Raw genomic sequence first — 26,266 nt, forward strand, 5'->3', positions numbered from 1 at the left:
GTGAAACATATTCGTAATTTTTGCATTATTGCCCACATCGACCACGGCAAAAGCACCCTGGCCGACCGATTGCTGGAGTTTACCAAAACCGTTGGGGAGCGCGACATGCAGGCGCAGCTGCTGGATGACATGGATCTGGAACGCGAGCGTGGTATTACCATCAAGAGCCACGCCATCCAGATGAATTATCTGTATAAAGGCGAACGCTACACGCTCAACCTGATCGATACGCCGGGCCACGTTGACTTTTCCTACGAAGTGTCGCGCTCCATTGCCGCCTGCGAAGGCGCACTGCTGCTCGTCGATGCCTCGCAGGGAACGGAAGCCCAAACTATTTCGAACCTGTACCTGGCGATGAACAACGATCTGGTGATCATCCCGGTTTTGAATAAAATCGACCTGCCCGGTGCCATGCCGGAGGAGGTGAAGGACGAAATGGTGGACCTGATTGGCTGTGAGCGCGACGACATCATTCCGGCCAGCGGCAAGGAAGGCATCGGGATCGAAGCCATCCTGAACGCCATTGTTGAGCGGATTCCGCCCCCGAAGGGGGATCCCGAGGGCGAGTTACAGGCCTTGATTTTCGATTCCCAATTCAACTCGTACCGGGGAATTGAAGTTATTTTCCGGGTCAAGAACGGCCGCATTCGGAAGGGCGACAAGGTCAAGTTCATGGCAACGGGAAAGGAGTACTTCGCCGACGAAATTGGAACACTTCGACTGACGCAGGAACCCAAAGAGGTAATCGAATGCGGTGACGTAGGTTACCTGATTTCCGGCATTAAAGTGGCGAAGGAGGTCAAGGTAGGTGACACGATTACCCACCTGGCCAATCCCGCAGCGTCGGCGATTCAGGGCTTTGAAGAAGTAAAACCGATGGTGTTTGCCGGGATTTATCCGGTGGATACCAGCGAGTTTGAAGAACTGCGCGAAGCGATGGAAAAGCTGCAGCTCAATGATGCGTCCCTGGTGTGGGAGCCCGAGACGTCGGCCGCGTTGGGTTTCGGGTTTCGGTGCGGTTTTCTCGGCATGCTGCACATGGAAATTGTGCAGGAGCGGCTGGAACGGGAGTTCGATATGACCGTTATCACCACCGTGCCGTCGGTGCGGTTTGAAGTTATCACCACGAAAGGGGCGACGCTTCAGGTGAGTGCCCCGGCCGAAATGCCGGACCCCAGTAACATCGACTGGATTGAAGAACCGTTTATCAAAGCGCAGATTATTTCCAAGGCCGAATACGTGGGCGCCATCATTGGCTTGTGCATGGACAAACGATCGGTATTCAAAAACCAGGTTTACCTGACGGCCGATCGTGTTGAACTCCAGTTTGAAATGCCGCTGGCGGAAGTTGTGTTCGACTTTTTCGATAAACTGAAAACCATTTCGCGCGGGTATGCGTCGCTTGATTACGAGTTTCTGGGCAACCGGGAGTCGACCATGGTGAAGCTCGATATCATGCTCAACGGCGAGGGCGTCGACGCGCTGTCGGCCATTGTTCACCGCGACAAGGCCTACGAATGGGGTAAAAAGCTCTGCGAAAAACTGCGTGAATTATTACCCCGCCAGCAGTTTGAAATTGCCATTCAGGCCGCCATCGGCCAGAAAATCATTGCCCGCGAAACCGTTAAGGCCCTGCGCAAAGACGTCTTGGCGAAGTGTTACGGAGGGGATATCAGCCGAAAGCGGAAACTGCTCGAAAAGCAGAAAAAAGGAAAGAAGCGGATGCGCCAGGTGGGTAATGTCGAAATCCCGCAGGAAGCGTTCATGGCGGTTCTCAAGATCAACTAATTGGCATAGTTTTGGCAACAGGTTGACGGTATTCGGTTTCCGGTTTTGGTAGGTATTCGCCCGGTTGGGCGCATGCACTGAAAACCGGATAGCGAATACCGTACCCTCAAAGTCATGATGCGATACCTGATAATTATTGTTTGGCTAACCATTTTATCAATTCCAACCGGTTCTGCCCAATCGCCGGCCAGACTGGTGACGCGCCATACCACTGATTTTGTGCTGAAAGCCGTGGATGAACAGACCAGGGCGGAAGTTCCGGCGGTGTTTCAGGTGAAGGCGGTTTTGTCGAAGAAGCATTTTCAGGGCCGGAGCGGGGGCGGGCGGGCGTTTGCCTTTACACTGGGGCAGAGCGATACCGTGGTAATTCATACGACGGCAATCGGGTATTATGCCATGGAGGAGGTACTGTTCGTGCCCTGCGACACCTGCGCCCAGTATGAGCACATTGCGCTCCTGGAAAAGGCGAGGGTCGAAAAAGAGCTCCCGGAAAAACCGGACAGTATTTTCCGGGATTTGAAAGTAAATGATAAAATTCGGCTCGACAACGTCTATTTCGATCAAAGCAGTTATATCCTGCGCAAAGAATCCTATCCCCAGCTTGACCGGCTGCTGAACACGCTCCGGAGTTACCCCAGGCTGGTGATCGAAATCGCCGGGCATACCGACAATGTGGGCGACCGGCGCCTGAATCAATCTCTGTCTGAAAACCGGGCGCGGGTTATTACCAATTACCTCGTCCAGCGGGGTATTGCCGAAAACCGCCTGCAGTTTCAGGGCTACGGCGACACCCGCCCGGCTGCGCCTAACGACAACGAAGCCAACAAAAAGAAAAACCGGCGCGTCGAATTTACGGTGCTAAAGCTGTAAGCTCGACAGCTTAAGACGACCGTTGCCATTGCTCACGCATTTTTTTGGAAAAAACAGCGTTACGTGGTAAACACCATTCACTTGTGGGATGCACTATTTTGTTCAGAGCGATTCGATTGTTCGAAAAATCTGGGGCGATGCCGACGTTATTTTGCTGATTTTTGCGGGCGGAGCGGCCGAATTCGCCGTGAACCGCGCGGTTGACTGGCTTTTTTACACGGGAAAATTACCCGCCGATCCGATTGGCCGGTTGTTTTCAACGGTCAGATACGCGCAGGAAATCGTGTTTATGCCCTACGAAAAAGCGATGGCCGCTATCCACCGTATGCGGGCGATCCACGGTGGCGTTGAAAAAAGCCGGGGCTATTCGATTCCCGACTGGGCCTACCGCGATGTGCTCTACATGCTGATCGATTATTCCGAGCGCGCTTTCGAACTTCTGCACCGGCCGCTGACCGCGCCGGAACGGGATGAACTGTACGATACGTTCCGGCGCGTGGGCGAGGGAATGGGCGTTCCCGGTATTCCGCAAACCTATGCCACCTGGCAGGTCGACCGGCAAATTCATTTATCGCGGGATCTCGTTCATAGTCACTTTACCGATCAACTGTTTGAACGCTACCGCCAAGAACTGGGAAACTGGCGGTATGGGTTGCTTCTCCAGTCGCAATCGTTGCTGGTGCCGGATACGGTCCGGAACTTATTGCCCTTACCCGAACGCCCGGTTTTGGCGTCGATGATGTGGCTTTATAAAGTGCTGGAAAAGTTCCGGTTACGCGCCATTACCCAACGGATTCTACTGCCCGCGGCCTATCTCCAGCAGATACGGGAACTGGATAAAGCCCTGCGATGACCGCCGAAAACCGCTCTATTCCTGAATAGGTCGTGCGAAGCCGTTGGCCCTTATACGGCCGGTAATACCTCGATCACTAAATGGCCACCGGTGGCATTGGCTTCGCTCACGATCTGCGGTTTTCCCCGGATGGCATCCACCCCCTGCCGGTGAACGTGACCGGCAAAAATTCCCAGCAGGTTGGGCGCACCGATTACCGTTTGGTAGAAGCGGTTTGTTACCGTTGAATGGCCGGTTTTAGGCCAGCGTTCCCGACGTTCCAGGGAATAACTCTTATCGGCTTCCCAGCCCCACTGCGGATGGCCGCAACCGTATCCCAGGCTGCGGCCTGGCGCATACAGCGGGATGTGCATCATCAGCACGCTGGGTTTGCCCGTAGCCAGGGCTTTTTCTACCCGGGCCAGCTGTTCTTCTTCAATTTCGTACGTGGAATTATCCAGGGTGATCACCTGGACCCCCTTCACCGTCTGCACATCCACGAGCGGATTCCGGCCCTGATAGAGCGGTTTGAGCCGGTTTTCAATCCAGGTTGCGCGCAAGCTCCGCAGACTGCCTTCCATTCCCTCATAATGCCAGTCGTGATTCCCCGCCGTGTAGGCATAGGGAATGGGAAAACCTTTCAGTTGCTGCTGCACCCAGTCGATGGCGGCCTCCGACGGAAAGCTGACCAGGTCGCCAATCAGGGCCAGCAGGTCGACGTTTTCTTTTTGGGCTAAGGTCAGTGCCGCCTGAAATTCTTTTTCCGGGTTGGTCGTTTCCTGGGTTAAAAAATGTTTGGTCGCGTTGTAAGCTTTTGCCATGCGCCCGCTATACGCCGAAAAAGATGCCCCGCGCGCGTCATCGCGCCAGAGGTGGGTGTCGGAAACAAACAGCAGTTTTAGCGCTTGACTGACCGATTTGCTATACAGCCGAACCCGTTGCTGGTCAACGGAAAACGATTGCAGGAGATTCTCCGATGGTTGGGCTGATCCCGGATTGAGCGTTGTTAACACCAAGCCGGATTGCAGTAATTGACGTCTTGAAATCATAGCCTTCAAAAGATTGCAGGTGGTTAAGGAATAGCCGAAAAAGCGTCCACATTTCGTGATCCGAACGGGCTTTTTACGCCGGCCAGTGCGTTTCAATACCCTGGTTCCGGAGCCGGTTTTGAAATTCGTCCAGCAACGGTTTTTGCTCCCGAACGGCGCGGGGAATCACATTTTTGCCGAGTGCAAACGCAACCAGCTGGCCGACGGCTTCGCCAATGCTCCACTCGACCGGGTGCAGCCGGTAACAACCGTTCGTAATATGGGTCGTCCCAATGTTTTTGTTGGCGGGCAGCAGGTTCTCCATCCGTTGCGGTAACAAAGCGCCCAGCGGTATCTGGAACGGCAGCGACGGAAAGTCGATGTAATTATTCCCCCGGCTACTGGGGTGTAAATCAATGTGGTAGTAGCCAATGCCGACACTATCGTAAAAATCAGCCGCTTTGTTGCCGGTTTTTTGACCGGTAATCAGGGCCCGGTTGGCCGCGCCGACATGTTCTTCCAACACCGTGAAAACCGCTTTAATCCGGCGTGACTCCCGAACATACGGATATTTGGCCATGCCATCTTCCGTACCCATGATGTCGGGGCGCAGTCGCAAACCGGGCCAGCCCTGTCCGCCGTCGGGGCGCGGAGCCTCCGTTTGGAGCCAGTAGAAAAGAGACAGATTCAACTGCTTGGCACGGTCTACGTGCTTTTGAAACTCCTTCTCGCTGACGCCGACCAGGTTACCCAGGAAATAATCGTTCTGCGGCCAGTTGACGACCGTAATATCACTCGGATAAAAACCGGCTTTGAAGTTATTTTTATGGATTAGCCGGCGGTAATTCCAGAGGTTGAGCGCCGATCCCGTGGCGACGCCCTCGGGATGAAAGCCAAGCGTTTTGGGCTCCAGCGTTGCGGGGCTGGAATAGGTCAGATCCAGCAGTTTGCCCGACCAGGCCGGTGTGAGTTTGGGCATGAAATTGCGCCAGAAATCGTACTCCTTTGGTTTGTCGATCAGGTGCGTGACGGATTTGCCCCTGATCTGCGGTACGTAATCCATGGCGAAACAAACCGTAAACGCCTGCTGATTGGCCGGATCGGCTTTTTCCGGTGCGTGCAATTCACCGGTTTCCTTTTTGGATTCCGTGCCCGTCACAAACTCCGTACCGGTTAACGGTAACAAATCGCCCAGTTCGGTAGCATCCACGAAATACGGGGCCGTTAGAACACTGTCTTTGCCGCTGCGCCGGTTTCGGACTTTCAAGGCCCGAACCCGATCGCCCGTCGTGTCGGCCCCGATAACCTTATGGTCGAGGAGCAGCGTCAATTGCTGCGAACTCAGGTAGGGGGCCAGCATATTCTGCAAAACCGCCACCGCCACGCGGGGTTCGTGGCATAGTCGCGAAACCGCCCCGTCGCCCGGGTTCAGGTGGGGCCGGTTTTTAGCGTCGTCGGTTAACGGATAGTGTTGCCGGTAATACGCACGGACCTGGCTGCGAAACGACCGGTATAACGCCGTGGCACCGTGGGTTTCAATCCAGGGGTGTTCGTCGGGGGGGACGCCCTGTTGCGAAAGCTGCCCGCCAATCCAGTCGGTTTCTTCCGTCAGAATAACGCGCAGATTGGAGCGGAGCGCGGCCAGGGCGGCCGCAAAACCGCCTAAGCCTCCGCCGGCGACAACTACATCCGCCGAAAATTCGTTTCTGTTTTCAGGGAACCCGAATCCTTTCGGGGCGGCCTGGGTGGGGGAGAAGGTAAAAAAAGAAGTCGCAGAGGCCGTAAAGGCGCTGCTAAGCATAACAGTTTCAATGAAATTTCTTCGCTTCATGAAGAGGGAACGGGGAAAAGACGGAATGTCTGACGATTCGGCGGCAATTTGCAAATCAAAGCTGATATGTGGAAACTTCGCGCCAGGTTAACCAACTTTCCCCGGTTTCTTCTAATTTTGGACACTCGAAGTAGAACTACTGATATACTTGCACAAAACCGCATATGGCAGAATTAATCCGAATGCCCAAGATGAGCGACACCATGACCGAAGGTGTCATCGCTGAATGGCATAAGAAAGTAGGCGACACCGTCAAGTCGGGTGACGTGCTGGCCGAGGTCGAGACCGATAAGGCGACAATGGACCTGGAAGCGTACGACGAAGGGACGTTGTTATACATCGGTGTTGAAAAAGGCCAGGCTGTTCCCATTGATGGCGTGATCGCTGTCGTTGGTAAAGCCGGGGAAGATTATAAAGCATTACTCGACGGTTCCGGCGCATCGAATGGCTCGTCGGCTCCGCCGGCTGAGGCTCCGGCCGAAAAACCGGCTCCGGTTTCCAACGGGGCCGAAAAAGACCAGCCCGCTCCGAAAGCACCGGCCGCACCGGCTGCCAACATCAACGCGTCGATCATTCGGATGCCGAAGATGAGTGACACGATGACCGAGGGAACCATTGTCGCCTGGCATAAGAAAGAAGGCGATACGGTGAAATCGGGCGACGTACTGGCCGAGGTGGAAACCGATAAGGCAACGATGGACCTGGAAGCCTACGAGGAAGGGACACTGTTGTACATTGGCGTCAAAGAAGGCAGTTCGGTGGCCGTCGATGAGGTGATTGCCGTAGTCGGCGAAAAAGGAGCCGATTACAAAGCCCTCCTGCAAGGCGATCAACCGGCGGCTGCCGCCCCGGCTGAAGCGCCGAAAGCCGCCGAAGCGCAGCCCGCGGCCCCCGCCGAACCCGCAGCCAGCAACGGACAGAATGGCCGGGTATTCGCTTCTCCGCTTGCCAAACAGATCGCCAAAGAAAAAGGCGTGAATCTGTCGCAGGTTCAGGGCTCCGGTCCGGACGGACGCATTGTAAAACGGGATGTGGAAAGCTTCCAGCCAAGCGCTCAACCCGCAGCCCAGTCGGCACCCGCAGCCGCCCCCGCCAAACCGGCCGCTCCGCAGCCCGCACCAGCCGCCCAACCGGCTCCGGTGGCACAGGGTAGCTACGAGGATATTCCGGTGACGCAAATGCGGAAAACGATTGCCCGCCGGTTGTCGGAAAGCCTGTTTACGGCTCCGCATTTCTACCTGACCATGGAAATCAACATGGACAAGGCCATGGAACTGCGCGGCAAAGTCAACGAAGTAAGTCCGGTGAAAGTGTCCTTCAACGATTTCGTGTTGAAAGCCGCGGCACTGGCCCTGAAGAAACACCCGGCGGTCAATTCGTCCTGGCTGGGTGACAAAATCCGGCGGTATAACTACGTCAACATTGGCGTGGCTGTGGCCGTCGATGAAGGCCTGCTGGTGCCGGTGGTCCGCAATGCCGATCAGAAAACCATTTCGGCCATTGCCGCCGAAGTGAAAGACCTGGCCGGAAAAGCGAAGGATAAAAAACTCCAGCCGAAAGACTGGGAGGGCAGCACCTTCTCGATTTCAAACCTCGGGATGTTTGGTATCGATGAATTTACGGCCATCATTAATCCCCCGGATTCGTGTATTCTGGCCATCGGGTCGATCAAGCAAACCGTCAAGTTTGAAGGAGAGGTCGCCAAACCCACCAACGTCATGAAAGTAACCCTTTCGTGTGATCACCGGTCGGTGGATGGCGCAACGGGAGCCTCCTTCCTGCAAACCTTTAAAGGATTGCTGGAAAATCCGTTCGGGATGCTTGTGTAAAGAATAGGTGTAACGTTTAAGGTTTAATGTTTAACGGGTGGAGGAAACTGGCACGGTTTCTCCCGGTTAAGCGTTAAACCTTTACACGTTAAACGATAGATTGATTCGAAACGAATGCAGAAAATTCACGCTACGACCGTTGTCGGGATTCTCCACAACGGCGAAATCGCCCTGGGGGCCGACGGACAGGCCACGATGGGCAATACAATTGCGAAAAGCAACGTTCGGAAAGTAAGAAGCCTGATGAATGGCAAAGTAATGGCCGGGTTTGCCGGATCGACCGCCGATGCCTTTACGCTGATCGAACGGTTTGAAGAAAAACTCAATGCCTACGGCGGCAACCTGAAACGGGCGGCTATTGAACTGGCAAAAGACTGGCGAACCGACCGGTATTTACGGCGGCTGGAAGCCATGCTGATCGTTGCCTCCAAGGAAGACTTACTCGTGATTTCGGGTACCGGGGATGTGCTCGAACCCGACCACCAGATTGCGGCTATTGGCTCGGGCAGTATGTATGCCCAATCGGCAGCTATTGCCTTAAAAAAGCATGCTCCCCAGCTATCTGCCGAAGAAATGGTTCGGGAAAGTTTGCATATTGCCGCCGATATTTGCATTTATACGAATCATAATCTGGTTGTTGAAACCATTCGGTAGTTTTTGGGTTTACGGTTTTTGAACTTTGGCGTATGGTAATGGCCATCCTTGATCGGTGTGGGGGCTCACGCGCTACCACCGCAAAACCGCCATTCGAAAGCGGAAATCGTAACCCCATGCCCAAACCGTATCCGTACTAAACGGACAAATCACCTGGTCTATGAAAGGTCTGCGAGCGGTTTTGCCAAAAGCGGTCCGAAAACGAATTATGTTCGGGTTCGGAACGGCTTTGTTGCTGATTGTGCTCGGCTTTGGCCTGACGTTTTTCAGTTATAACCAATACCGCAAAGCCAGTAGTCGCATCGAACACAGCCAGCAGGTTATCAACCGACTGGGCCGGATTCTGTCGCTGATTACGGATGTAGAGTCCGGCGAGCGGGGTTTTCTGGCTTCCTCGGGCGATGGAATCTACCTCGAAGCCTTCGATACGGCCTTACCCCAGTTTCCCCGGGAACTGGCTCAGATTCGGGAGTTAGTGGCCGATAATCCAGAACAGCTCCGGAATCTTGATTCGCTGACGAAACGGATTGATGCCAAAATTCAAATGGCCAGTCAGCAGGTCGATGCGGTCAAAAACCGGTTGCCGATTTCCATCGCCCGTACGTATATGATGCTGGGGAAGGCCCGGATGGACCGGGTTCGGGAACTGCTCAAAGAAATGAATGAAATCGAGCAGGGCTTGTTCAATACACAGTCAAGGCTCGCAGCCGAGTATTTCCGGAATACGCTGATTAGTATCTTTACGTTATCGCTGCTGACGTTCGTAACGCTGATTGTTTCGTATAACCTGCTTGAAAATGAATTGAATACCCGGCAGAAAACCGAAGATCAACTGCGGGCCTACGAAGACGAACTGCAGGATAAAATTCAGTTGCTGGAAATTTCGAACGAAGAACTCGAGCGGTTTGCGTTTGTGGCCTCGCACGATATGCAGGAACCCCTGCGGAAAATTCAGTCGTTTGGCTATCTGCTCCGCGACCGGCACCAGGAAGGGCTTTCGGAAGATGGGCTGACCTACCTGAACAAAATTCTGCAATCGGCCGAGCGAATGTCGAAAATGATCAAGGATCTGCTCAATTTCTCGCGGATTTCGAACAAGAAAGAACCCTTTCGAACCGTCCGGCTGAACGACGTGGTGCAGGGCATTCTGAACGATCAGGAATTGAAGATCAAAGCCGCCGGTGCCCGGTTTGAAATTGATAAGCTACCGGTTCTCGAAGCGGTGCAGAGCCAGATGGACCATCTGTTTTCAAACCTGATTTCGAATGCCCTGAAGTTTACCAAACCGGATCAGCCGCCGGTGATTAGCATTCGCGGGGAACTGGCGGAACCCGACGAGATCGACGAGCTGACCCCGGGCAGAACGTATTATAAACTAACGGTTTCCGATAACGGAATCGGGTTTAATGAGAAATACATTGATCATATTTTTAAGATTTTCCAACGGCTTCACGGCAAAAGCGCTTACGAGGGAACCGGTATCGGACTGGCCATTTGCAAACGCATTGTCAACAACCATAAAGGGTTGATTACGGCCCAGAGCCAACCCGGTGTTGGAACCACCTTTATTATTATTTTACCCGAAAAGCAGACTCAGTCTGTTCATGATAATGCAACAACCCACGAGACCAGTCCATATTCTATTGGCGGATGACGATGAAGACGATCGCTTCCTGACGCGCGAAGCGTTCCGTCAGCAGTTTCCGGTGACCGAAATGAATGTCGTTGAAGATGGCGAAGAGCTGATGGAATTTCTGCGCCGGACCGGTCGGTATGCCAGTGCCGCACACCCGTTGCCCGAATTAATCTTACTGGACCTGAACATGCCCCGCAAGGATGGACGGGAGGCTTTGCAGGAAATCAAATCGGACCGCGAGCTGCGGCATATTCCGGTGGTGGTCTTGACGACCTCCGATGCGCATATCGACATCGATAATTCGTATTTGTGGGGGGCCAATAGCTTCATTACCAAACCAGCATCCTTCAAAAAACTGATGGACATTACCCAGACGATCGGGGAGTACTGGTTCAATGTCGTCAAGGTCAGCGGCCGGGAATAACCGCGCCGGGCTCATTCGTTCACTTTTACGGCGGTAAGCTGGGCGAGAAGCTGTTCAAGAAAGCTCATCACGCCTTTCAGGGAACCGGGCTGGTATTTGTTGACCAAAACCGCAAAGCTCAGAAGCTCGCCGTCCGCCGAGGTCGCATAGCCGGCATACGCCCGCACGCCCTCGATCGTTCCGCTTTTCGCCCGGACGTTACCCGCAGCGGCTGTACCCCGCCCGAGACTTTTGACCGTGCCGGATTCTCCCACGACCGGAATGCTGTCGTAGAAGGGCAGAAAGCTTTTTTCTTTCGACATGCCGGCCAAAATGCCGGTCAGACTGGCCGCTGTCAGGGCACCGACCGGTGACAGACCGCTGCCGTCTCTGGGGCGAAAACCGCTGAGATCAACGCCTTTGCTTTGCCAGAACCGGGTCATCTGCTGAACCGCCAGGTCGGTGGTCACGGGGGCTTTGGCTAAGGCATTGCCCGCCAGCATCAACAGCGATTCGGCGTACAGGTTGATACTCTGGTGGTTGGTCAGCCGTGCCATTTCGGCCAGCGGAACGGAGGTGTGCAGGTGAAGCTGCGTCCGTTTGCCACCCGGTGCCAGGGGCAGGTTGCCGGTTTCCGGCTGGCGAGCGGGGCCGAGCGAGCGGGGCGCATTCTGAACCGAAATGCCGGCTTTCAGCAACTGCTCGTGTAAAGCAAACGCCGTAAAAAACGCCGGATCGGGCAGCGAACCTTTCACGCCGAATTCGCTGACCCCGGCCGGAACGGTGCCTTCCAGAAAAACCTGCGTGGAAGGTGGAGCATTGTAGATGATCACTTCATCGCCAGAGCCAGCCGGTCCGGTCCGGACGTTGTTTTGCAGTTGCAGGAAGGGGATGGCCGGTTCGGTTCGCAGGATTGGGGCGGGTTGACCGACGGTTTTGGCCGGTTTGAAAACCGCCCGGTAGAGATTTTCGTTAAAATTCAGGCCCGAAAGACCGGCCCCGTAGTAATTCCCGATATCGCCCCAGACCCAGGTGTTTGGCACCGGAAGACTCTGAATAACCGACGCATCACCCACGACCGAACCCCGAATCTGTTTGATTCCGGCAGTTTGAACAACTTCTTTCCAGGTCCGCAGCAGGGTGGGGGCGTCGGCAAACTCCGCAAACCGGTTGCTGCCAAGGGTGGGGTCGCCGGAACCCCGGATGTACAGATTCCCCTGCAAAACGCTGTCCCGGATCGCTCCGTCGTATTCCAGGACGGTCTGAAGGGTGTGGTTTTCGCCCAAAACCGCCAGGGCCGTCGCCGTTGTTGCCAGCTTCAGGGTCGATGCGGAGGGCAGGCTCAACTGGGCATTAAAATCGACCAGAACCGCTCCGTCGCGCACCCGCCGAACCGACAAAGCCGCCGTTCCGTGTCGGACAAAGGCGCTGTTTTGAAGGTGGTACATGGTGGCCTTCAGTCGTTCAATTGCCAGCGAATCCGCCGACAACGGGGACGAATAGATTTCCACACCGCCAAAAAGACAATAAAAAAAGGCCAGGTACCGGTACATGGAAGTGTAAAAAGTCGGGTAGTTTATGAAAGCGGTTTTTGTATTTTTGCAAAATATAGCCAGAATTTTACGCCCTTTTTCGCTGTTACACCAAAATTAAAGAGTATCTAGCTTCCTTTTCCGGTCACTGTGCGACAATCGACCGCAAAGGTATTAATCTAAACGAATGAAGTTGACATTTTGGGGGGCGACGCGTCAGGTGACCGGGAGTATGTTTCTGCTGGAAACGGATGATCATTACCGGATTCTGATTGATTGCGGGGCCGACATGGATAAAAAAACGGGCTCGAATGGTTTGGCCGAAGAATCACCGAGCGGTGCTACCGGTTTTTTCCCGTTCGAACCGTCCATGATCAATGTGGTGCTGCTGACCCACGCACACATCGATCACAGTGGAAATATTCCGAATTTATACCGGGAAGGGTACGAGGGGCAGATTTTGTGTACCGAGCCCACCTATTCATTAACCAATTTGCTGCTTCAGGACGCGGCTTCGCTCAACCACCGACGACTGAACGAACTCGGCAAAAGCAAAAAGCAGAAGGTTCGGAAAAAACTGGTGGCGCTCCAGAAAGATCTGTTTCTGGAAAAGCAGGTCCGCGAATCGATGGACAACGTCGTGCCGATTCAGTTTAACCGCAAATTTCGCCTGGCCGATGATATCGACGTGACCTTCATTCCGGCGGGCCACCTGCTGGGAGCGGCTCATATTGTGATCGGGGTTTACGAAAATGGGCAGCGGAAAACCATTTGTTTCTCGGGCGACATCGGTCGTCAACACTATCCGCTGCTGACCGATCCTGAACCCGTTCCGCAGGTGGATTACCTGATTTGTGAATCGACCTACGGAAACCGCCTGCACCTGGATTCGCAAACGCCCGAAGCGATGCTGGCTGACGTAATCAAGCGAACCTGCATCGATATTCCGGGGCGGCTTATCATTCCTTCTTTTTCGGTCGGTCGAACCCAGGCGCTGCTGTATACCCTCAACCGCTTGTACACCGAACAGGGCTTTTCGGCCATTAAAGTGTTTTCCGACAGCCCGTTAGCCTTGGAAAGCACCAAAGTATACCAGAAAAACCTGCGGTTATTAAACCGGGAAGCGAAAGAATACTACGAGGAAAACGAGTCATTGTTTGATTTTGCCAATTTTGAATACCTAGAATCCTCGAAGGCCAGCCGGGAGGTATCGAACTACCGCGAACCGTGCATCATCATTTCGTCGTCGGGGATGGTGCAGGGCGGTCGGGTCGAACAACACGTGGCGGCCAACATCAGCAATCCGTATTGTACCATCCTGATCATCGGGTATTGCGCCGAAGGAACCCTTGGCTGGCGATTGCTCAACGGCCAGCCGACCATTTCGATTAAAGACAAGGAGGAGCCGGTTTTGGCGAAAGTTGAGCGGACGGATGTGTTCAGCGGGCACGGCGACCGCGACGATCTGGTCCGGTTTGTCAAGCATCAATCGTCCGAAAAACTGAAAAAAGTGTTTCTGGTGCACGGAGAATACACCAGCATGGTGGCCTTTCAGCAGACCTTGCAGGAAGAAGGTTTTGCCCAGGTAGTGATACCGGAAAAGGGGCAACAATTTGACTTATAAAGCCGGGAAAGTTGCTGAACCGGATTTTCCGCTAACTTTGCCAAGCGAAAAATGTTGCCACCGGGTGGTTTTAGGGCTATTGCTTTTAACAAGGTAGCTGATTATCTGTATCCTGGGGCAACGTTAACCAATTCTTGAATGAGGACGTATTTGGATTTCGAAAAACCGATTGCCGATTTAGAAGTACGACTGGTCGAAATGAAAAAACTGGCCGAAAACAGTAACGTGGATGTTACTGAAGCCGTGGCGTCGCTGGAAGTCAGCATTGAAAAACTCCGGAAGGAGATTTTTGAGAACCTTACCCGCTGGCAGCGCGTTCAGCTTTCCCGCCATCCGGACCGGCCGTACACGCTCGATTACATTAGCCTGATCGGCGATCAGTTTATCGAACTGCACGGCGATCGGACGGTGCGCGATGATCCGGCCATGGTAGGCGGTTTTGTCGAAATCGATGGACAGACGGTGATGCTGATTGGTCAGCAGAAGGGCCGGAATACCAAACAGCGGCAGCACCGCAATTTTGGGATGCCCAACCCGGAAGGATACCGGAAAGCGCTCCGGTTGATGAAACTGGCCGAGAAATTCAACAAGCCCATCGTGACGATGATCGACACGCCGGGGGCTTTTCCGGGGCTGGAAGCCGAGGAACGCGGTCAGGGCGAAGCTATTGCCCGGAACCTGAAAGAAATGTTCACGTTGCAGGTGCCGGTTATCTGCATCGTGATTGGCGAAGGAGCCTCGGGCGGAGCACTGGGCATTGCCATCGGCGACCGGGTGCTGATGCTCGAAAATACCTGGTATTCGGTAATTTCTCCCGAGAACTGCTCGACCATTCTCTGGCGGAGCTGGGACTATAAGGAACAGGCCGCCGAAGCCATGAAGCTGACGGCCCGCGATATGGAGAAAAACCGGTTGGTCGACGGCATCATCGAAGAACCGCAGGGCGGAGCGCATACGGACCCTGCTGCGATGGCTGCGCGCATTAAAAAAGTCATTCTGGACACCATCGAAGAACTAACTAACCTGACGCCCGAAGAACGCATCGATCAGCGAATCGAAAAATTCTGTTCGATGGGAGTCGTCCTTGAATAATATTGAAATCGATGGCAGGAGTTTTAAAACCCGGTATCAAAAACATTATTTTCGACCTTGGAGACGTCATTATTCCCATTGATCTGCGGGCACCCATTCGCAATTTTGCGACCCTTTCCGGCCTGACGGAAGAGGAGGTCGAATCGCTCTGGCGGGAACATGGGCTGACGTTACAGTATGAAACCGGCTTGATCGACGACGATGGCTTTCGCCAGCACGTCCGGCGGTTACTCCGGAACCGTGGCGACGGACCGGACGCCTGGGCCGACGAAGTGATCGATACGGCCTGGAATACGGTTTTGCTGGACCTGCCCGTCGAACGCGTCCGGCGGATTCAGGAGCTTCAGGGCCACTACCGGTTGTTCCTGTTGAGCAACACCAGCCCGATTCACATTGCCGGCGTTAACAAAATCTTTGCTGCCCACGGGCTGGCTCCGCTGGAGGAGTTGTTCGAAAAGGTTTATTATTCCTACGAAGTGAAACTGGCCAAACCGACGCCGGAAATTTACCAGTACGTGCTCAATACGTCCGGGTTAAAGGCCGAGGAAACCCTGTTTTTAGACGACAATCCGCATAACATTCGATCGGCTGGGGAGTTAGGTATCCATGCCGTACAGGTGCAGCCGCCCCTGACGATTCTTGATTATCTTCGCGATGAATCCACAAACGAGGACATACCTCATTCAAGCTAGCCTTTTTGTTCTAACGGTTTTATCGACCACGGCAGCCGGGGCAGAATGGATGTATGGCCGTTCTTTTCTGGACGTCGAGCATGGAATTGGCTGGCCGGAATTCTGGGATGGGCTGCATTATTCGATCCCGTTTCTGGCCATTCTGACCGTTCATGAGTTCGGCCATTTTTTTACCGCCCGCTACCACCACGTCCGCGTTACGCTGCCTTACTACATTCCGCTCTGGTTTGGTCTTGGCCAGACCCTCGGTACGCTGGGCGCTTTCATCCGGATCAAGGATTTCATCAACAGCCGCAAGAAGTTTTTCGACATCGGAATTGCCGGACCGCTGGCCGGTTTTGTCGTCGCACTGGGGGTTCTGTGGTACGGTTTTACCCATTTGCCACCGCCGGAGCATATTTTTTCGATTCACCCCGAATACCGGCAATACGGGCTGGCTTTCGGGCAACATGTGTATAAAAACCTGCCCAAAGACAGTGCGATGCAACTCGGCGACAACCTGCTGTTCTGGTTTTTCAAAACCTACGTTGCCGATCCGGCGCGGCTGCCGCACCCCTACGAAATGATTCATTACCCGTACCTGATGGCCGGGTATTTTGCCTTGTTTTTTACGTCCCTCAACCTCATCCCCATCGGTCAACTCGATGGGGGGCATGTGTTGTACAGCCTGATTGGCCGCCGGGCGTTCCGGGCGGTGGCACCGGTTTTGTTCGTCGGTTTTGCGTTCTACGCCGGTTTGGGTTACATCCGACCGTCGGATTTTATGATTGCCAACGACCTTGATTTTCTGAACGAACTGGGGTATCTGGGTCTGTACATTCTGGCGCTGTTCATCAGTTTTCAGGGAATGTGCGAAACCCGGACGACGGCCTGGCTGATTGCCCTGAGTGTGGTGGCGGGCCAGTTCCTGATTTCTTTTTTCTTCCCGACCATAACCGGCTACCCCGGTTTTCTGTTATTCATTCTGATTCTGGGCCGTTTTCTGGGCGTTTATCATCCGGAAACCGAAGATGATCAGCCGTTAGGAACCGGGCGAACCGTGCTGGGTTGGCTGGCGCTCGTCATCTTTGTGCTGTGTTTTAGCCCAAAACCGTTCATTTTTTCATAAACTTGTTGTCAACAGATAGCATCTGTTCCTGATCAATATGTTTAGCGCATTGGCCCGGTGGTTGTATAAACTGGCCGGTTGGAAACTCTCAGGCCCGGTTCCCGACTTACCGAAAGCCATTTGGGTACTGGCTCCGCATAACACCAACTGGGATTTTCTGGTCGGGCTGGGCGGTCGGGCCACCACCCGAATCTGGATTCGGTATCTGGCCAAGAAAGAGCTGTTTACCTGGTATGCGGGCTGGCTGTTCCGGTTGTTAGGGGGCAAGCCGGTCGATCGCAGCCGGTCGCATAACCTTGTCGATGCGATGGTGGATGTGCTGGTTCAGAGTGAACACCTTCACATTTGCATCTTGCCCGAAGGAACCCGCTCCGATGTGGAACGCCTTAAAACCGGTTTTTACTACATTGCCCTGAAAGCGGATGTGCCGATCATTCTGACGGGGTTCGATTACCCCCGCAAAACCATTTTCCTGAGTGAACCCCTGTGGATGACCGGTGATTTCGAGAACGACGTTCGACCGGTTTACGAATTCTTCAGCAGGATTCAGGGCCAGCGGAAAACCTGGCTGAAGCGCTACGAGGAAACGGGCATTATTGCTACTTAGCCCCGCCAACCTTTTTAAAACCAGATCGCTCGGATTGTAAGCTGAACCGGTTTTTCTCAACAAGTGGCCCGTGCGGGCTTTCGGCTGGAATGAAGGCGGTTTCTCGGACGACCGGATCGGTACGATGAAGAAAAACAGCAGGTCGAAACGGCGTTGAAAATCAGACCGTATTAGGACGGGTTTGGACAAGATCACGAACCATCAGATCACCGGCGCGTTCGGAGGCTCCGGGGCCGCCCACTTTCTCCCGCAATTCGGCATAATCCGCCAGCTGGCGCTCGTGATCGGAGCCACCGGGCAGAATTTTTGTCAATTCCAGGATGAGGTTTTCGGTCGTTAACCGGTACTGCTTGAGTTCGGTGACTGCTTCCCGGTTCAAAATCAGGTTGACCAGCGAAATGAACGGGACGGCAACGACCCGGCTGGCGATCTGGTACGAAACCCAGGACATGCTGTAACAGACAACTTCCGGCACATTGAGCAGGGCGGTTTCCAGGGTTGCGGTTCCGGATGTGACCAGGGCCGCATCGGCTACAGTTAGCAGGTTATAGGCGTCGTCCATCACGATCGGAAGCCCCGTTATCTCTTTGGTCAGACTGGTATACAACGATGCGGGCAGGTTGCTGACCCCCGACAGGACAAACTGATAATCCGGAAAATGAGCGATGGTTTTTAGCATTTCCGGTAACAGCAAAGTCACTTCCTGGTATCGGCTGCCGGGCAGGAGCGCGATGATGGGCCTGGAACCGAGTCGGTGCTTTTGCCTGAAATCCGGGTCCGGCCGGAACCCCGCAATGGCATCCATCAGCGGATTGCCCACGTAGTCGACCGGGTAGTCATACGTTCGGTAAAAATCGACTTCGAAGGGAAAAATGACGAACATCCGGTCAACCGCTGCCTTGATTTTCAGGGCGCGCTTCTGGTTCCAGGCCCAGACTTTGGGCGAAATATAGTAGAAGACCCGGATGGCGTGTTTTTTGGCAAAACGCGCCATCCGCAGGTTAAAACCGGCATAATCGATCAGAATTAAAACATCGGGCTGCGTTCGGAGCAAATCCCGCTGGCAGTCGCGGAGGTTTTTGCGAATGGTCCCTAAATTCTGGATCACCTCCAGAAAGCCCATGAAGGCCATCGTACGGTAATGCCGTACCAGTGTGGCCCCGGCTTCTTCCATTTGGTCGCCCCCCCAGGCCCGGAACCGGGCCTGGGGATCGCGCTTCCGAATGGCGTTGATCAGGTTGCCGCCGTGGAGGTCGCCGGAACGTTCCCCGGCAATCAGGTAGTAAGTCATACGTTATTCCCCGTAGTAATCGACGTAGTTTCTCGGGGTTTCATACAGCCGGATACGGTGCAGCCGGGCTTCGGTAATTTGGGCCAGGGCCTGGTCCAGAATTTTCCAGATTTCAACCACAAATACCTCGCAACTGGCCATTTTTCCCCGCATAAAATCCACATCGACATTGAGGTTCCGGTGATCCACTTTATCGATGATTTCGGTCTTGACCAGATCTGCCAGCACTTTTAAATCGATGACAAAACCGGTATCGGGGTGCGGCTCTCCCTTCACGGTTACAATTAATTCAAAGTTATGACCGTGGCCGTTGACGTTCGCACAGGCCCCAAATACTTCGCTATTTTTTTCGTCCGACCAGGTTGGGTTGAACAACCGGTGGGCGGCATTAAAATGTTCTTTTCTGCTAACGTAAACCATTCGTTACCATCGCCGGGGCGATGTGTCAAGTACGGCAGCGATTGGGTGTCACCCGCTGCTCGCTGCAAAATTACGGTCTTCGGGTCGTTATTAAAAATGGAAATGAAGCAAGTTGCGATCATCCTGCGAATCCTATTTTTGGGTTTTATTTATGCGCCTTGTCGTAAAATAATTATATTTTTTCATTAAAACGTGGATAGGTTGGTGTAGCGAATTGGTGTAACTTTACACCCTGTTTTATAGCGAGAAATCGAGATTTTAATCTAACCTAAAACAATCGTTGCTCAATTTCTACCGAGTATGATCATTGTTACGGGCGCAACGGGCTTCATCGGAAGCTGTCTGATCTCAAGACTGAATCAGGAAAATTTCAATGCCATTATTGCCGTCGATGATTTTTCGAGGGCTGATAAACTAGCCAATCTGGAAGGAAAGCGCATTCTGGAACGCATCGACCGGGAGCAGTTTTTCGAATGGCTTGACGGAAATTACCACGAAATTGAGTTTCTGTTCCACATTGGAGCCCGGACCGATACAACCGAGTTTGACCGGAGTATTTTCGAGCACCTCAACGTCGAGTACTCAAAAAAAATCTGGGCGAAATGCATTGAATACCAGATTCCGCTGGTCTATGCGTCCTCGGCGGCTACCTACGGGCTGGGTGAACTGGGTTACGATGATAACGAATCGCTCATTCCGCAGTTAAAACCGCTCAACCCCTACGGTGAATCCAAAAATGAGTTTGATAAATGGGTTCTGGAGCAGGAAAAACACCCTTTTTTCTGGGCCGGTTTAAAATTTTTCAACGTTTACGGACCTAACGAATACCACAAAGACCGGATGGCGTCCGTGATTTACCACGCTTTCTGCCAGATCAAACAGAAGGGTTCCATGAAGCTCTTCCGGTCGCACAACCCCAATTTTGCCGACGGCGAGCAGATGCGCGATTTCATCTACGTGAAGGATGTGATCGATGTATGTGTGTTTCTCATGCACCATCGCCGGAATTCGGGAATCTATAACCTCGGCAGCGGTAAGGCCCGCACCTTTCTCGACCTGGCCAACAATACGTTTCGGGCGATGGGGGTGATGGCTGAGATTGAATTTGTGGATACGCCCGAAGACATTCGCGATAAATACCAGTATTACACCCAGGCGTCGATGAGCAAACTGCGATCCATCGGGTACGATCAGCACTTTCAGACGCTGGAAGAAGGCATTCAGGACTACGTGCAGAACTACCTGATGCCCGGCAAACATCTGTAAGGACCCACGGCCTGAGCCGTGGGCATGCCTTATTGCCAGATAATTTCGACGACTTCCTTCTTCAAATCGACCGTCGTACGCTTTTCATCGTGATTCCGGCGGAGCACGAGGGTTCCGTTCTGAACCCGCACGGATTCCTGTTGCAATACCCGGAAATCATCCTTCTTGTGAAAGACCGAAACGGAGGCTTCCGTGTAGTCGGGCAACGGCAGGGAATACGTTTTGCCGGTCGCTTTAAGGGAACGCGCCGTCGATACGCCGGTTTGGCCTTTGGCCAGCGCCAACGCCCGCGACGCCTGCGGGACGCCATACCCGATGTAATTATTGCCGTAGGGGTACAGGTGTGACGATTTTTCGATGATATGAATCAGTTCCTTGTTGGTCAGTTTTGGATTGGCCTGCATCAGGCAAGCCGCAAAACCGGTAATAACCGGGGCTGAAAGCGAAGTGCCGTACAACGAAAAACAGGATACATTCGGTTTGAGGTAAGACAGGAACTCGGGCCCAATACTGCTGTAGCCAATACGGTTCCAGATTTTGCTGTTGGTGGCCCCCACGGCCAGAACGCCCTCCGCATCGGCGGGGGTGGAGATGATCCGCCAGGAACGATCATCGCCCTCGTTGCCCGCCGATACGATAATCAGAATTCCTTTTTTATCGGCCGCCAGTTGGGCCGCTTTGCTGATGAGGCTCGTGTGACCATCCATCTGACTGGGCTGGTAGTTTTCTTTCGGGTTGGTGAAGCCCTTGGCGTACCCCAGGGACGTATTAATAATCCGAACGCCCAGGCTATCCATCCATTCCATGGCGGCAATCCAGTTGTCTTCTTCCCCCCGGAATTCGCGGGCACCGTGGTCGGTCCGGGCGAGGTAAAACGTGGCGTCGGTCGCCAGCCCGTACTGAATATTTTCGTTTGGATCGTGGCCTGCAATGGCGGCCATCACTTCCGTACCGTGAAAATCGGAAAGGGTTTCGAGCGACCCAAAAAAAGCATCGCGCGACCGCGCCGGATTGACATAATCGCGAACGGCCTTGATGCCGTTGCGGTGAAAGATATGCTTCAGGGCACTGGCGGAATCGGCGCCGAAATAACCGGCATCGATGACACCAATTGTGACATTTTTAGCCGACAATCCCGCCCGTCCGAAAACATCCGCCTGAATTTGTGACATGACCGGGGCCATCAATACTTTTGTAACCTCGTGATTGAGGCTATTGATCACGATCCGCTGATCAATCGGAACCAGTTCTTTCACGAAAGGCATTGCCTTGACCCGGTCAACCTGAGTGGGCGTCAGCTCGGCCGAAACCGCATTGAGCCAGCGCGACTGAAAAAGGGGCTGAATCCCTTTGTTGGTTAATTCCCGCAAATAGGTCGGATTGAGCGGAAAATCGGTTTCGTCGACGGAAAGCCCCATCGACTGCCGGTTGGAGAGGGTGGAAGGAGAAAGAGACGGTTTTTGGGTAGATGGCTTATCCTTCAGGGTGATCCAGTACTTGGATTGAGCCGTTGCGATACCGGCCCAGAAGACCATTATCCCAAAAAGAAGCGGAACAATTTTTTTCATTGAAACGAAAGCATCAATTTTAGGCATTAAAGTACAAAATGATCATGACATTACCGAATGGTTGTCCTTTTGACCCCTCTACAGTATGAAGTATACCGCCATTGCCAATGAATTGTTTGTGACCAACCGGCGCCGTCTGTCGGTTTTATTGAAACCCCGGTCGGTGGTGGTGCTGAACGCCAACGACATCATGCCGACCAACGCCGACGGGACGATGGGGTTTCGCCAGAGCAGTGATCTGTTTTACCTCTCCGGTGTCGATCAGGAAGAAACGATGCTGGTGCTGTTCCCCGACCATCCGGACGAGCGGTTTCGGGAGGTTCTGTTCCTGCGGGAAACCAGCGAAATGATCGAGATCTGGGAAGGCCATAAACTGACCAAAGAGGAAGCGGAACAAACGTCAGGAATTTCGAAAAAGTCGATCTTCTGGACGCACGAATTCGAGCGGGTGTTTATCCAGATGGTTTTCGAAGCGGAGCATATCTACCTGAATACCAACGAACATACCCGCAATTCGTCCGAAGTGGAAACCCGTGATGTGCGGATGATCCGTCAGTTCAGGGAAAAGTATCCGCTGCATCAGTACCAGCGTCTGGCGCCCCTCATGCACCACCTGCGGGCCATCAAACAGCCGGTTGAAGTGGATTTACTGAAAGAAGCCGTCCGGATTACGGAAGACGGTTTCCGGCGCTTGCTGAAGTTTGTGAAACCGGGCGTTTGGGAGTACGAAATCGAAGCGGAACTGCTGCACGAGTTTGTCCGTCAGCGTTCCCAGGGGTTTGCGTACACCCCGATTATCGCGTCCGGCGCAAATGCCTGCGTGCTGCATTACGTCGAGAATAACCGGCAATGCCGGGACGGGGATATCATTCTGCTGGATGTGGCGGCCGAATACGGCAATTACAATGCCGACCTCACCCGGAGCATCCCGGTGAACGGGCGGTTTTCGGACCGGCAAAAGGCGGTTTACCAGGCGGTTTTGCACGTGATGAAGGAAGCGAAAAAGCTGCTCGTACCGGGCAATGTGTGGGACGATTACCACAAGGAAGTCGGGAAAATCATGGAGTCGCAGCTGATCGGGCTGGGGCTGCTCGACAAGAACGATGTCGCGAAACAGGACCCGGATAATCCGTTGTACCGGAAATATTTCATGCACGGCACCTCGCACTTTCTGGGGCTGGACGTACACGATGTCGGCAATAAGTATCGCAAATTTGAACCCGGTATGGTGTTCACCTGCGAACCGGGTATTTACATTCGCGAGGAAGGGCTGGGCATCCGGCTCGAAAACAACATCCTGATCACCGAAACCGGCAACATTGACCTTATGGACTCCATCCCGCTGGAAATCGAGGAAATCGAGGAGTTGATGAATAGCTGATCGTTTAAGGTTTGAAGTTTAACGTGGTAATCTCGATCAGCTGTCAGCTAAATACTTTAAACGTTAAACTTCAAACCTTAAACGACACTATTTCACTTCCGAAACAATCACGAAATTGTCATTCCGCGTAATGCCGTAGAGGACGGTTTTGTCCTTCACACTGCGGTCGATGGCAAAGGCCTGGCCTTCGCTGACGGTCGGGATGGTTTTGAGGTATTGCAGGGTCGAACCGCGATCCGGAAGCTTCAGGACGTACAATTCCGGTTTGTCGTGGCCAGTGCAATAGATCAAACCGTCTTTGCCCCAGGTGCCGCCGGAGGTGCTCATGGGAGCGAAAGCCTGCAGGACCGTCGGCGGAAACGCCCAGGATTCGAGACGTTCCCAGTTTTTGGAAAATTTGACCAGCATTGTCCAGCGATTGTCCCGCCCCTCAGCGGACGATTTGTTGGAATAGTTGGCAAAAGCGACCCACCAATAGCCCTGGTAGAAATCGGCCCAGGTGGCCGAGCCCGGCAACATCCCCAAACTGTGGGTCCCGATAGGGTGCAGCGTCCGCGTATCGAAAATTTCGATCGAACTCAGCATCGGCACTTCCGGGTAATTGGAATGCACGCAATACAGCTTGCCATCGAGCACCACGCCACTGTTCAGGTGTTTCAGCAAGCCGGTGGTGTCGCGCCAGACGGCGACTGGTTTGCCATCGGTTTTCGTGTGTTTCGTCAGCGAGGTGTTGTTAATGACGTAAAAATGGCTGGCGTCGACGGCAACGCCCTGTTTTACTTCCTTCAACTGAAACCGCCGGATTTCATGCGCCTGCTGCGCAAAAACCGCATGAATGGTTAGAAAAACCGTCACCAGGAAAAAGGCACCTTGCCGCATGAGCGAATTACTGGTTTTTTTTCGGGAGATAGGATTTGGGGTCGAGCGCTTTGGGCGACCACTGCTGAAAAAACTCGGCAACCTGCTTTGGACTGTGGCCTTTGCCTTCCTCCAGGTACGCCGAATTCTGGGTGTGGAGCCGGTTTCCTTGGCCATCGAGTACCACAAATACCGGGAAGCCAAACCGTTGCGGGTACCCCAATTGGGCCAGCGTTTCCTCATTCTTGTTCTCCGGGCTGTAGTTGACCAGCAGCATCTCGTAGTTGTCGTGAAGCAGCCGGTTTAGAGTCGTGTCCGAATGAACCAGCTGATGAAACCTGATGCACCACGAACACCAGTTGCCGCCGATTTGCACCAACACATGCTTGCCTTCCCTGGCCGCTTTGGTCACCGCGTTTTTGATGTCCTGCTGCGCATTGGCTTGCGGGTTGTAGATTTTCGGAGCGGCCGGTTTTGGGGGCTCCTGGGCAAGTGCCGCAGAAAAGCCGCCGAGGAGCAGCAAAAAGGCGAAAAGGGTCGTTTTCATACGGGATTAGTTGGTTTTGGGCGTTGATGAAAGGGTATATTTTCGGGCGGCCTCTTCTTTCAGCACGTAGAGAGCCATGCGACGGTCGACGGCTGAGGGCGTTTTTTCGATCCCGTTGTCCAGGTTTAAGGCGTATTTGAGTTTCAAATTTAGTTTCTGGATTGTGTCGGCACGAATCCGGCGCTGGTTATCGAGGGATTTGTCCGAAATTTGCAGCAGTTCATTCACTTGTTCCGCGGATAAACCGCCCGAATGGGTAGCCCGCATCAAACCGTCCAGCAAGTCCTGTTCCAGTTGCGTCAGGTCGGATAAGTCCGGTAATTCGGCTTCGGCGGAGGCAACCCGGCTATTTTTGCGGTGATAGAGGTAGAAAACCGCCAGACCCGTTGCGGTTAATGCCAGCACCAACAGGGATAGCGTCGTATAATCCGTTGCGTTTTCCGTATAAAAGGCCCCAATAGGGGAGGCTTCCTGCCAGAGCTGCGCAACCGCTACGCGCTGCGGCAATCCTTTGGGGGTGGCCTCATTCCCGTTAAAAAGGTAATGGTGTAACGTGTCGTTTCGGATGTAGTACTGGTAGCGATCGGAATCGGTATTGGCAGGCTGGCGCAAAAACCGCCGGTGGGTATCTTCCCAAACCCGACACTGGTTCAGAACCGGGTCGATCAGAAAGAGTTTCGTGGCGGGACTGGCGTGATGGCTCACGATAAAATACCGGCCCGAAAAGAAAAATGCCACCCCATTATCCAGCTGTTGGGGCAGCCGCTCCCGAACCGCTTCCGTCACCCGGCCCAGTTTTCGCCACTGTTTGTTCGGGAACGAAAACGCATACACGTCAAAATCATACGTCGTGGCACCGGCCTGCTCCGCGTCATTGTGGCAAAAGTTGAGCGTTGAGAAATACGAGTCGGTTTCGGGGAGGTAGCCATTTAAGCCTGCATACAGCGAGCGCGGCCCGTCGGTTTGGGGCGGAATGCTTTCCCACTCGCTTTTTCCGGCGCGGTAATAAGTGATCAGGTTATTGGTGTGCCAGAAACCGTACCCGCCGAAACTATACAGGGTATCGTTCCGCATGAAGGTGGTCGAATGGCAGTTGAATCCCCGGAAAAAGGTGTGATCCAGGCGTTCGAGCGTCCGGTTTCGGAAGTCGAACTGATACACCTGGCCCGTACAGTCAATCGTTAAATACCGCTGCTGCGGGCTTTTGCCGAAGCCCATTACCCGTGTGGTAGGCGGAAAATCCCGGCTGTCGACCCCCTTCAGGGTAACTTCGCCCATCCATTGCCAGGCCCCGGCAGGCGTTTCCACCTCCAGAATTTTTCGTTCGGTATCAATCCGGTACAGCTGCCCCGTACGTTCGTCCGACCATACGAGTGAAACCGCATAGTTTTTTGTCATCAGGAGGGGGT

Annotated in this window: 23 protein-coding genes; 14 read left to right on the top strand and 9 right to left on the bottom strand. The window is 53.7% G+C overall.

Going from position 1 to position 26,266, the window contains the following annotated elements; all coding sequences use genetic code 11:
- The 3 genes from lepA to ACFPMF_RS02205 all read left to right on the top strand — a co-directional run bounded on the left by lepA (nucleotide 1) and on the right by ACFPMF_RS02205 (nucleotide 3,511).
- Nucleotides 1-1,788 carry a translation elongation factor 4 gene (gene lepA, locus ACFPMF_RS02195; protein ID WP_379840792.1) on the top strand — a complete coding sequence of 596 codons (1,788 nt, stop codon included), beginning with the start codon at nucleotides 1-3 and terminating at the stop codon, nucleotides 1,786-1,788.
- A 114-nt stretch (nucleotides 1,789-1,902) separates the two neighbouring features.
- Nucleotides 1,903-2,658 carry an OmpA family protein gene (locus tag ACFPMF_RS02200; RefSeq protein ID WP_379840793.1) on the top strand — a complete coding sequence of 252 codons (756 nt, stop codon included), beginning with the start codon at nucleotides 1,903-1,905 and terminating at the stop codon, nucleotides 2,656-2,658.
- A gap of 88 nt (nucleotides 2,659-2,746) precedes the next feature.
- The gene (locus ACFPMF_RS02205; protein ID WP_379840794.1) at nucleotides 2,747-3,511 is read left to right on the top strand and encodes an oxygenase MpaB family protein; all 765 of its coding nucleotides are present in this window, start codon (nucleotides 2,747-2,749) and stop codon (nucleotides 3,509-3,511) included.
- A gap of 50 nt (nucleotides 3,512-3,561) precedes the next feature.
- On the opposite strand, the gene ACFPMF_RS02210 is transcribed toward ACFPMF_RS02205, so the two are convergent.
- A complete protein-coding gene (locus tag ACFPMF_RS02210) occupies nucleotides 3,562-4,539 on the bottom strand; it encodes a metallophosphoesterase family protein (RefSeq protein WP_379840795.1) in 978 nt (325 codons plus the stop codon).
- A gap of 73 nt (nucleotides 4,540-4,612) precedes the next feature.
- Nucleotides 4,613-6,319, bottom strand: a complete 1,707-nt coding sequence (locus tag ACFPMF_RS02215; RefSeq protein ID WP_379840796.1) for an FAD-dependent oxidoreductase — start codon at nucleotides 6,317-6,319, stop codon at nucleotides 4,613-4,615.
- A 194-nt stretch (nucleotides 6,320-6,513) separates the two neighbouring features.
- On the opposite strand from ACFPMF_RS02215, the gene ACFPMF_RS02220 reads away from it, so the two are divergent.
- From ACFPMF_RS02220 to ACFPMF_RS02235, 4 genes are all read left to right on the top strand, one after another.
- A complete protein-coding gene (locus ACFPMF_RS02220; protein ID WP_379840797.1) occupies nucleotides 6,514-8,178 on the top strand; it encodes a pyruvate dehydrogenase complex dihydrolipoamide acetyltransferase in 1,665 nt (554 codons plus the stop codon).
- Between the two features lie 114 nt (nucleotides 8,179-8,292).
- Nucleotides 8,293-8,832 carry an ATP-dependent protease subunit HslV gene (hslV, locus tag ACFPMF_RS02225; protein ID WP_379840798.1) on the top strand — a complete coding sequence of 180 codons (540 nt, stop codon included), beginning with the start codon at nucleotides 8,293-8,295 and terminating at the stop codon, nucleotides 8,830-8,832.
- Nucleotides 8,833-8,992: 160 nt separating this feature from the next.
- Complete coding sequence (locus ACFPMF_RS02230; RefSeq protein ID WP_379840799.1) at nucleotides 8,993-10,486, top strand: sensor histidine kinase; 1,494 nt, start codon at nucleotides 8,993-8,995, stop codon at nucleotides 10,484-10,486.
- Nucleotides 10,476-10,892, top strand: a complete 417-nt coding sequence (locus ACFPMF_RS02235; protein WP_379840800.1) for a response regulator — start codon at nucleotides 10,476-10,478, stop codon at nucleotides 10,890-10,892. Before ACFPMF_RS02230 ends, ACFPMF_RS02235 begins: the two co-directional genes overlap by 11 nt.
- An 11-nt stretch (nucleotides 10,893-10,903) precedes the next feature.
- Here the strand turns inward: ACFPMF_RS02235 and dacB are convergent, their stop codons facing one another.
- Entirely contained in the window at nucleotides 10,904-12,424 is a 1,521-nt protein-coding gene (gene dacB, locus ACFPMF_RS02240; protein ID WP_379840801.1) for a D-alanyl-D-alanine carboxypeptidase/D-alanyl-D-alanine endopeptidase, read from the bottom strand.
- A 166-nt stretch (nucleotides 12,425-12,590) separates the two neighbouring features.
- Here dacB and ACFPMF_RS02245 point away from each other — a divergent pair, with 166 nt between their 5' ends.
- From ACFPMF_RS02245 to ACFPMF_RS02265, 5 genes are all read left to right on the top strand, one after another.
- Nucleotides 12,591-14,027, top strand: coding sequence for an MBL fold metallo-hydrolase RNA specificity domain-containing protein (locus ACFPMF_RS02245; protein ID WP_379840802.1), 1,437 nt, complete (start codon nucleotides 12,591-12,593; stop codon nucleotides 14,025-14,027).
- 138 nt (nucleotides 14,028-14,165) lie between these two features.
- The gene (locus tag ACFPMF_RS02250) at nucleotides 14,166-15,119 is read left to right on the top strand and encodes an acetyl-CoA carboxylase carboxyltransferase subunit alpha (protein WP_379840803.1); all 954 of its coding nucleotides are present in this window, start codon (nucleotides 14,166-14,168) and stop codon (nucleotides 15,117-15,119) included.
- A gap of 11 nt (nucleotides 15,120-15,130) precedes the next feature.
- Nucleotides 15,131-15,811, top strand: a complete 681-nt coding sequence (locus ACFPMF_RS02255) for an HAD family hydrolase (RefSeq protein ID WP_379840804.1) — start codon at nucleotides 15,131-15,133, stop codon at nucleotides 15,809-15,811.
- Nucleotides 15,774-16,919, top strand: a complete 1,146-nt coding sequence (locus ACFPMF_RS02260; RefSeq protein WP_379840805.1) for a site-2 protease family protein — start codon at nucleotides 15,774-15,776, stop codon at nucleotides 16,917-16,919. Before ACFPMF_RS02255 ends, ACFPMF_RS02260 begins: the two co-directional genes overlap by 38 nt.
- 37 nt (nucleotides 16,920-16,956) lie before the next feature.
- Nucleotides 16,957-17,526: a 1-acyl-sn-glycerol-3-phosphate acyltransferase gene (locus ACFPMF_RS02265; RefSeq protein ID WP_379840806.1), complete on the top strand. Its 570-nt coding sequence runs from the start codon at nucleotides 16,957-16,959 to the stop codon at nucleotides 17,524-17,526.
- A 160-nt stretch (nucleotides 17,527-17,686) separates the two neighbouring features.
- On the opposite strand, the gene lpxB is transcribed toward ACFPMF_RS02265, so the two are convergent.
- Both lpxB and ACFPMF_RS02275 read right to left on the bottom strand, forming a co-directional pair.
- Nucleotides 17,687-18,817 carry a lipid-A-disaccharide synthase gene (gene lpxB, locus ACFPMF_RS02270; RefSeq protein ID WP_379840807.1) on the bottom strand — a complete coding sequence of 377 codons (1,131 nt, stop codon included), beginning with the start codon at nucleotides 18,815-18,817 and terminating at the stop codon, nucleotides 17,687-17,689.
- Nucleotides 18,818-18,820: 3 nt separating this feature from the next.
- Complete coding sequence (locus tag ACFPMF_RS02275) at nucleotides 18,821-19,237, bottom strand: 6-pyruvoyl trahydropterin synthase family protein (protein ID WP_379840808.1); 417 nt, start codon at nucleotides 19,235-19,237, stop codon at nucleotides 18,821-18,823.
- 300 nt (nucleotides 19,238-19,537) lie between these two features.
- On the opposite strand from ACFPMF_RS02275, the gene rfaD reads away from it, so the two are divergent.
- Nucleotides 19,538-20,503 (top strand): ADP-glyceromanno-heptose 6-epimerase, encoded by a 966-nt coding sequence (gene rfaD / locus ACFPMF_RS02280; RefSeq protein WP_379840809.1) that lies wholly within the window; start codon nucleotides 19,538-19,540, stop codon nucleotides 20,501-20,503.
- Between the two features lie 29 nt (nucleotides 20,504-20,532).
- Here the strand turns inward: rfaD and ACFPMF_RS02285 are convergent, their stop codons facing one another.
- Nucleotides 20,533-22,038, bottom strand: a complete 1,506-nt coding sequence (locus tag ACFPMF_RS02285; protein WP_379842737.1) for a S8 family serine peptidase — start codon at nucleotides 22,036-22,038, stop codon at nucleotides 20,533-20,535.
- Between the two features lie 118 nt (nucleotides 22,039-22,156).
- On the opposite strand from ACFPMF_RS02285, the gene ACFPMF_RS02290 reads away from it, so the two are divergent.
- On the top strand, nucleotides 22,157-23,452 hold the full coding sequence (locus ACFPMF_RS02290; RefSeq protein ID WP_379840810.1) for an aminopeptidase P family protein: 1,296 nt from the start codon (nucleotides 22,157-22,159) through the stop codon (nucleotides 23,450-23,452).
- An 87-nt stretch (nucleotides 23,453-23,539) separates the two neighbouring features.
- Here ACFPMF_RS02290 and ACFPMF_RS02295 read toward each other — a convergent pair whose 3' ends face one another.
- The 3 genes from ACFPMF_RS02295 to ACFPMF_RS02305 are packed head-to-tail and all read right to left on the bottom strand — an operon-like array spanning nucleotide 23,540 to nucleotide 26,255.
- On the bottom strand, nucleotides 23,540-24,331 hold the full coding sequence (locus ACFPMF_RS02295) for a hypothetical protein (RefSeq protein WP_379840811.1): 792 nt from the start codon (nucleotides 24,329-24,331) through the stop codon (nucleotides 23,540-23,542).
- A gap of 7 nt (nucleotides 24,332-24,338) precedes the next feature.
- Complete coding sequence (locus ACFPMF_RS02300) at nucleotides 24,339-24,857, bottom strand: thioredoxin family protein (RefSeq protein ID WP_379840812.1); 519 nt, start codon at nucleotides 24,855-24,857, stop codon at nucleotides 24,339-24,341.
- Between the two features lie 6 nt (nucleotides 24,858-24,863).
- A complete protein-coding gene (locus tag ACFPMF_RS02305; RefSeq protein ID WP_379840813.1) occupies nucleotides 24,864-26,255 on the bottom strand; it encodes a Kelch repeat-containing protein in 1,392 nt (463 codons plus the stop codon).
- Between the last annotated feature and the right edge of the window lie 11 nt (nucleotides 26,256-26,266).

It is taken from the genome of Larkinella bovis, assembly GCF_042655385.1.
Taxonomy (GTDB): Bacteria; Bacteroidota; Bacteroidia; order Cytophagales; family Spirosomataceae; genus Larkinella; species Larkinella bovis.